The sequence below is a fragment of the Micromonospora wenchangensis genome, assembly GCF_002210435.1.
Classification (GTDB): Bacteria; Actinomycetota; Actinomycetes; order Mycobacteriales; family Micromonosporaceae; genus Micromonospora; species Micromonospora wenchangensis.
On sequence record NZ_MZMV01000043.1, the window covers coordinates 56,613 to 62,612 of the forward strand.

A 6,000-nucleotide genomic window follows, 5' to 3' on the forward strand; every position below is an offset into this window, starting at 1 on the left:
TCTCTAGTCTGCGCCATTGAGATGACAACGTCAACCGAAGGAAGGGACCTGGTCCTCACCAGCGGACTAGCATCGTCCGCGTGACCAGCCGCGCCGAATCAGCCGCCGCCACCCGCCGCGCGCTGCTCGAAGCGGCCGCTGAGCTGCTCGATTCCGGTGGCCTCGACGCGGTGACGCTGCGTGCGGTGGGAGCCCGCGCCGGAGTGACCCGTGGCGCGCCCTACCGGCACTTCCTCGACAAGGAGAGCCTGCTGATCGCCGTCGGAACCCGGGCGTGGGACACGCTCGGCGACCGCATGCAGGCTCTTCGCGCGGAACCGGGCCTGTCCGCCGCCGAGAAGATCCGGGGCGGCCTCCTCGCGCTCATAGACGTCGGCCGCTTCCAGCCACACCTCTACCAGCTCATGTTCAGCAACCCGCCCGGCGACCCCACCGCGCTCGCCCGGGCCGCCCAGCGAAGCCAGACCGAGTTCCTGGCCGTCGTCGCCGACCTGGTGGGCGAGCAGGATGCCCGCCGGTACGCGGCCCTGCTCATCAGCAGCGCGAACGGGATCGCCGGCCTGGAGGCCAGTGGCCAGCTCGCCGACCCGAAGTGGGGAGGCGTCTGCGCCGAGGACCTCACCGACACCCTCGTCGAGATGGTCGCCGCCACGAGCCGGCACACCTGACCGGCGGGCGGCGGACCCGACGACCCGGGACGCCGGCTGCACGATCGCGTCGGCGTGGCCGGGAAGCGTCGGCAGGGCGGGCCAGACGGTCAGTGCCGGGCCGGCCGGCACCAGCAGCGCCGGCCCGGCCGGGGGCGGCCGGCGTCGGCGCCGCGGGTGGAGGGCAACCGGTCAGGGCTGGAGGTTCTCCAGGTCGGCAAGCAGCTTCGGGTGGGTCGGCGTCCAGCCGAGGGTCGCCCGGGTGTGTGCGCTCGACGACGGCTGGTCGGCGGCGAAGATCCCGCCGAGCGGGCCGAACGTCTCCTCGGGCACCTGCCGCACCGGCAGGCCGAGCCGCCGCCCGATGACCTCGGCGATGTCCCGCACCGCGTCGCCCTCGTCGTCCACCGCGTGCCAGGCGGTGCCGGCCGGTGCGTTCTCCAGGGCGAGCCGGAACAGCACGGCGGCGTCGACCGCGTGCACGGCCGGCCAGCGCTGGGTGCCGTCGCCCGGGTAGCCGGAGACGCCGGACTGCCGGGCAATCTGGGTGAGCAGCCCGGCGAAGCCGCCCTCGCCGTGGTTGTGCACGGTACGGGGCAGCCGGACCGACGAGCTGCGGACACCCCGAGCAGCCAACGCCAGGATCGAATTTGCGGTACGCCCGCGGCCCCCGACCGGGCCCTCGAGCGGCAGCGGGTCGTCCTCGGTCGAGAGCCGGCCGGCCACCCAGGGCGTGCCGGAAACCGTCACCAGCGGACGGTCACTGCCGGTCAGTTCCTCGCCCAGAGCGGTGAGCGCCGCGGTTTCCTCGGCGACCGCCGCGGCCACCGCCTCGGGGCTGCTGAAGTCATTGCCGAAGGCGAGGTGGATCACGCCGTCGGAGCGGGCCGCGCCGGCTCGCACGACGTCGAGGTCGGCCAGGCCGCCCCGGATCGTCTCGGCGCCGGCCGCCTCGGCGGCCTTGGTTGAGGTGTCGGAGCGGGTGAGCGCGAGCACCCGGTGCCCGTGTTCGAGCAGCTCGGCGACGACCGCCGAACCGATCAGCCCGGTGCCGCCGGTGATGAAGACCTGCATGGACGCTCCCGGAAGTGATGGGACTCTTGTCCCGTCACCGTAGCACGTGATGGGACAAGAGTCCCATCACTTATGATGGGCGACATGGCACGTTGGGAACCGGGAGCACGCGAGCGGCTGATCGTCGCCGCCGTCGACCTGTTCGCCGAGCAGGGCTACGACTCCACCACGGTCGCGCAGATCGCCGAGCGGGCCGGCGTCACCAAGAGCACGTTCTTCCGGCACTTCCCCGACAAGCGCGAACTGCTGGCGGCCGGGCAGGAGACGCTGAGCCGGCTGCTGGCCGAGGGCATCACCGAGGCGCCGGCCGGGGCCACCCCGCTCGAGGCGGTCGCGGCCGGCCTGCAGCGGGCGTCCGACGCGATGGGCCCGCTCAACCGCGAGATCGGACCCCGACTCAAGGCAGCCGTCGCGGCCAGCACCGAGCTACAGGAGCGCGACGCCCTCAAGAGCGTGAGCATGGCCGCCGCGATGACCGCCGCCCTGACCGCCCGCGGCGTCCCCGGCGCGGCCGCCGCGCTGGCCGGGGAGCTGGGCCTGCTCGCGTTCAAGCGGGGCTACGCCGAGTGGGCCGACACCGACGCCGACCACGGACTGGCCCACTACACGCTGGCCGCCCTGAGCGAGCTGCGAGCGGCGACCGCGACACTCGGCTGAGCCGACGCGCGGATCTCGGGCCGGTCGCCGGCTCTGGGCGTCGGGCACCTGCGGCGAGAACGCGGACTGGATGCGGCCACCCGGCCCGGGTGGATGACCCGCTCCGGATGCCGGCCTCGCCGGCACGCCGTAACCCGACGACCCGCCCAACCTGCGGTTGCGCCGCCGCCGGGCGCAACCCTTTCCTACCGACCAGGTAGGGTTCCAGGTCCCTGGGTGGGCATCCTTGGAGGCGGACGGTGAATGGAACACCTGCGTCGAAGCGGTCGGCAGCACTGCGAAAGCTCGGCTTCCTGACCATCGGCCTGTTCGACGAGGCCGACCCCCGCACCGGCCACGAGGCGACACTCCGGCTCATCGAGTTGGGCGAGCAACTCGGCTTCGACAGCACCTGGGTACGCCACCGCCACCTCCAGTACGGCATCTCCTCGCCGATCGCCGTCCTGGCGGCGGCCTCACAGCGGACCCGGCACATCGAGCTCGGCACCGCGGTCATCCCGCTCGGCTGGGAGAACCCGCTGCGGCTGGCCGAGGACCTGGCCACTGTCGACATCCTCTCCGGCGAGCGCCTGAACCCCGGGGTCAGCGTCGGCCCACCGATGCACTACGACCGGGTCCGCCGGTCGCTCTACCCCGACACCGCCGACGCCGAGGACTTCAGCCACACACGGGTACGACGGCTGCTCGACCTCGTTCGCGGCGAGCCGGCCAGCGACGTCGAGGGCTCCGAGGGTTTCGAACAGTTCTCCCGCCGGGTGCAACCGCACTCCCCCGGCCTGGCCGCCCGGATGTGGTACGGCGCCGGCAGCCTCCACTCCGCCCGCTGGGCCGGCGAGCAGGGCATGAACCTGCTCACCAGCAGCGTGGTCAAGGCCGAGGAATCCACCGACTTCACCGCGATCCAGCTCTCACACATCCGGACGTTCCGCGCCCACCACCCGGACGGCGAACAGGCACGTGTCTCGCAGGGACTCGTCGTCATCCCCACCGACACCGCCACCCCGAGCCAACGTGCCCGCTACGAGGAGTACGCCCGGCAACGCACACCCCGAACGGCGTCACCCCAGGGTCCGGCCCGGATGATGTTCGCCCCCGATCTCGTCGGCCCGTCGGAACTGATCGCCGAACAACTGCTCGACAATGCCGCGTTCCGCGAAGTCGACGAGGTTGCGTTCGCCCTCCCCTTCACCTTCACGCCGGCCGACTACGCGCAGATCCTCACCGACATGGCGACCCGGCTCGGCCCCGCGCTCGGGTGGCAGCCCAGCCGCTGACGTGTGCCGGCCAGTGGGGCAGGGAGCCCACTATCCGGTGGGCAGCTCCCGGTTCGCGGCGAGCCCTGCCCCGGTTCGACCTCGGCGGCCGAGGTCGCCCCTCGGGCGGCCCCGGCAGGTGACGGATCAGACAGGGGCGATCGTGAGGTCGGTGACCTGGCCGTCCGTGATGCCGAACTCGAACGAGAAGGACAGTGGCCCGCCGGGGAAGTCGCCGTCCCCGGAGGCCACCAGCCGGTCGTCGGCGAACGAGATCGGCGTGAGCACGATCCTGGGGGCGATCAGGTGCCCCTGGATCCACTCGCGGATCTCGGTCCCGCCGGCCCAGGTCCTGCCGTCGTCGCGCACGGTGGCTCCGTCGCCGAACACCGCGGCCAGCGCGTTCGCGTCGTGTGCGTTGGTGGCGGTGACGAAGTTCTCGACAGCGTCGGGCAGCGTGATGTCATTCATGTCCACTCTCCGGTTTCTCGGGGGTCGGCAGGCTCAGAAGTCCGCGCTGCGGGAGAGCTTCTCGTTCGCGTGCAGCTCCGCGAGTGCGTTCTCGTGCATCGCGACCACGGCGTCGTAGCCGGAGTTGCCGAGCACGATCCGGTGCGGTGCAACGGGTGCGTTCATCGCGCTGATCACGGCCTGCACGCCACGGACAGGGTCACCTGCCTGCTTGCCGTCCGCGTCCACGAAGGCCGCCTTGACGGCCTCGACCATCGGCACGTAGGCGTCGACGGTCTCGCTGACGGGCTCGTGCTGGAAGTAGGAGAAGGCACTGGTACGGAAGGCTCCCGGTGCTACGGCGAGCACGCGCACCCCGAACGGCTCGACCTCCTGGCGCAGCGTCGCGGTGAGTCCTTCGATCGCGAACTTCGCCGCCGCGTAGTAACCGAACCCCTGCGCGCCGACGAGGCCGGCCACCGACGACATGTTCACGATCCAGCCGTCGCCGCGGGCCCGCATGCCCGGCAGGACCGCGCGGATCACCTCGACGACGGCGAACAGGTTGAGGTCGAACGTGCGGCGGATCGTCTCGTCGGGGGCCCCCTCGATCGAGCCGTACCAGCCACGGCCCGCGCTGTTGACGAGCACGTCGATTCCGCCGAACCGTTCCTCTGCCGCCGCGACCGCCGTCCGCACCTGGTCGGAATCGGTGACGTCGAGCTGGAGAACCAGCACCCGGTCACCGTACGGTTCGGCCCATTCCCGCAGCTCACCGGGCCGACGTGTGGTCACCGCCACCTGGTCCCCCTGGGCCAGCGCAGCCTCGGCGTAGACCAGGCCGAACCCTCCGGGGGTCCCGCCGGTGATGAACCAGGTCCGCATGGACTTCTCCTCTCGCTATAGAACGCAATGTAGCGCTACATGGGCTACCATAGCAAGCGTGACCAACGCACGGGATCGTCTCCTGCTCGCCGCGGCGGAGATGCTGGAGAGCGGCGCTACGGTGTCCACGCGGGCGGTGTGTGAACGCGCCGGGGTACAGGCCCCGACCCTCTACCACCACTTCGGCAGCAAGCAGGGCCTGATCGACGCCGTGGCCAACCACGGCTTCACCCAGTACACGGCGGTCGAGAACTCGGGCGACCCGCTGGACGACCTCCGCACGGGCTGGGACCGGCACGTGCAGTTCGGGTTGGCGCACCCGTCGTTCTACGGGTTGCTCTACGGCCGCGCCGAGCCGGGAAGAGCCTGCGCCGTCACCGCTCCCGCGCACGCCGCATTGCGTGAGCGGTTCACGGCCGCAGCGACCCTGGGCATGCTCAAGGTGCCGGCGGACGACGCCGCCGAACAGGTGTTCGCCGCCAACGTCGGCATCACGCTCACCCTGATCAGCCAGACGGAGCCGGACTTCGGGCTGTCCGGACGCGTCCGTGAGGCCGCGCTGGCCGGAGTCCTGCACACACCGTCCACCGACGCCCCCGCGACCCGGGCGAGCGCCGCGCTGACGTTGCGGGCACTGGTCGACGACGACCCGGGCGACCTCACCCCCGGCGAACGCGGACTGCTCGACGAACTACTGGAGCGCCTGGCCCGCTGACGTACCGCTGGCCTCGTGTCACGGGCTGTCCGGCGGGTGGGAGCCGTCCAACGCCGCCCCCGGCGGGGCGCGGCGGGGACGTGCCTCAGCGCAGCGGCTGGGCGCCGATGACGGACAGCATCTGGAGTTTCTCGTAGCTCTCGCTGCCGGGAACGGCGGTGTAGACCATCAGCGAGTGGGCCTGGTCCGGGTCGACCAGCCGCTGGCAGTTCAACTCCAGCGCGCCGACCTCGGGGTGGACGAAGTGCTTGACCCCGTGCGGGCGTACCCCGATCTCGTGGTCGTCCCACACCCGCCGGAACTCCTCGCTGGCGGCCAG

The 6,000-nt window shown here is 71.8% G+C and carries 8 protein-coding genes; 4 read left to right on the forward strand and 4 right to left on the reverse strand.

What is annotated here, in order from left to right; genetic code table 11:
- Nucleotides 1–80 precede the first annotated feature (80 nt).
- The gene (locus tag B5D80_RS22795; RefSeq protein ID WP_088645965.1) at nt 81–668 is read left to right on the forward strand and encodes a TetR/AcrR family transcriptional regulator; all 588 of its coding nucleotides are present in this window, start codon (nt 81–83) and stop codon (nt 666–668) included.
- A 171-nt stretch (nt 669–839) separates the two neighbouring features.
- On the opposite strand, the gene B5D80_RS22800 is transcribed toward B5D80_RS22795, so the two are convergent.
- Nucleotides 840–1,721 carry an SDR family oxidoreductase gene (locus tag B5D80_RS22800; protein WP_088645966.1) on the reverse strand — a complete coding sequence of 294 codons (882 nt, stop codon included), beginning with the start codon at nt 1,719–1,721 and terminating at the stop codon, nt 840–842.
- 84 nt (nt 1,722–1,805) lie between these two features.
- Here B5D80_RS22800 and B5D80_RS22805 point away from each other — a divergent pair, with 84 nt between their 5' ends.
- The gene (locus tag B5D80_RS22805; RefSeq protein ID WP_088645976.1) at nt 1,806–2,378 is read left to right on the forward strand and encodes a TetR/AcrR family transcriptional regulator; all 573 of its coding nucleotides are present in this window, start codon (nt 1,806–1,808) and stop codon (nt 2,376–2,378) included.
- A 239-nt stretch (nt 2,379–2,617) separates the two neighbouring features.
- Nucleotides 2,618–3,652: an LLM class flavin-dependent oxidoreductase gene (locus tag B5D80_RS22810; RefSeq protein WP_245854887.1), complete on the forward strand. Its 1,035-nt coding sequence runs from the start codon at nt 2,618–2,620 to the stop codon at nt 3,650–3,652.
- A 126-nt stretch (nt 3,653–3,778) separates the two neighbouring features.
- On the opposite strand, the gene B5D80_RS22815 is transcribed toward B5D80_RS22810, so the two are convergent.
- Both B5D80_RS22815 and B5D80_RS22820 read right to left on the reverse strand, forming a co-directional pair.
- Nucleotides 3,779–4,102: a nuclear transport factor 2 family protein gene (locus tag B5D80_RS22815; protein ID WP_144081744.1), complete on the reverse strand. Its 324-nt coding sequence runs from the start codon at nt 4,100–4,102 to the stop codon at nt 3,779–3,781.
- Nucleotides 4,103–4,135: 33 nt separating this feature from the next.
- Entirely contained in the window at nt 4,136–4,966 is an 831-nt protein-coding gene (locus tag B5D80_RS22820; RefSeq protein WP_088645968.1) for an SDR family NAD(P)-dependent oxidoreductase, read from the reverse strand.
- 58 nt (nt 4,967–5,024) lie between these two features.
- On the opposite strand from B5D80_RS22820, the gene B5D80_RS22825 reads away from it, so the two are divergent.
- Nucleotides 5,025–5,681 (forward strand): TetR/AcrR family transcriptional regulator, encoded by a 657-nt coding sequence (locus B5D80_RS22825; protein ID WP_211291615.1) that lies wholly within the window; start codon nt 5,025–5,027, stop codon nt 5,679–5,681.
- Nucleotides 5,682–5,766: 85 nt separating this feature from the next.
- On the opposite strand, the gene B5D80_RS22830 is transcribed toward B5D80_RS22825, so the two are convergent.
- Nucleotides 5,767–6,000: MmyB family transcriptional regulator (locus B5D80_RS22830; RefSeq protein WP_483869377.1), on the reverse strand; the 234-nt coding region annotated here is incomplete at its 5' end.

Bases quoted from the DNA above. Each gene is read 5' to 3' on its own strand.
- B5D80_RS22800 (WP_088645966.1), bottom strand. From the start codon at position 1,721: ATGCAGGTCTTCATCACCGGCGGCACCGGGCTGATCGGTTCGGCGGTC.
- B5D80_RS22805 (WP_088645976.1), top strand. From the start codon at position 1,806: ATGGCACGTTGGGAACCGGGAGCACGCGAGCGGCTGATCGTCGCCGCC.
- B5D80_RS22815 (WP_144081744.1), bottom strand. From the start codon at position 4,102: ATGAATGACATCACGCTGCCCGACGCTGTCGAGAACTTCGTCACCGCC.
- B5D80_RS22820 (WP_088645968.1), bottom strand. From the start codon at position 4,966: ATGCGGACCTGGTTCATCACCGGCGGGACCCCCGGAGGGTTCGGCCTG.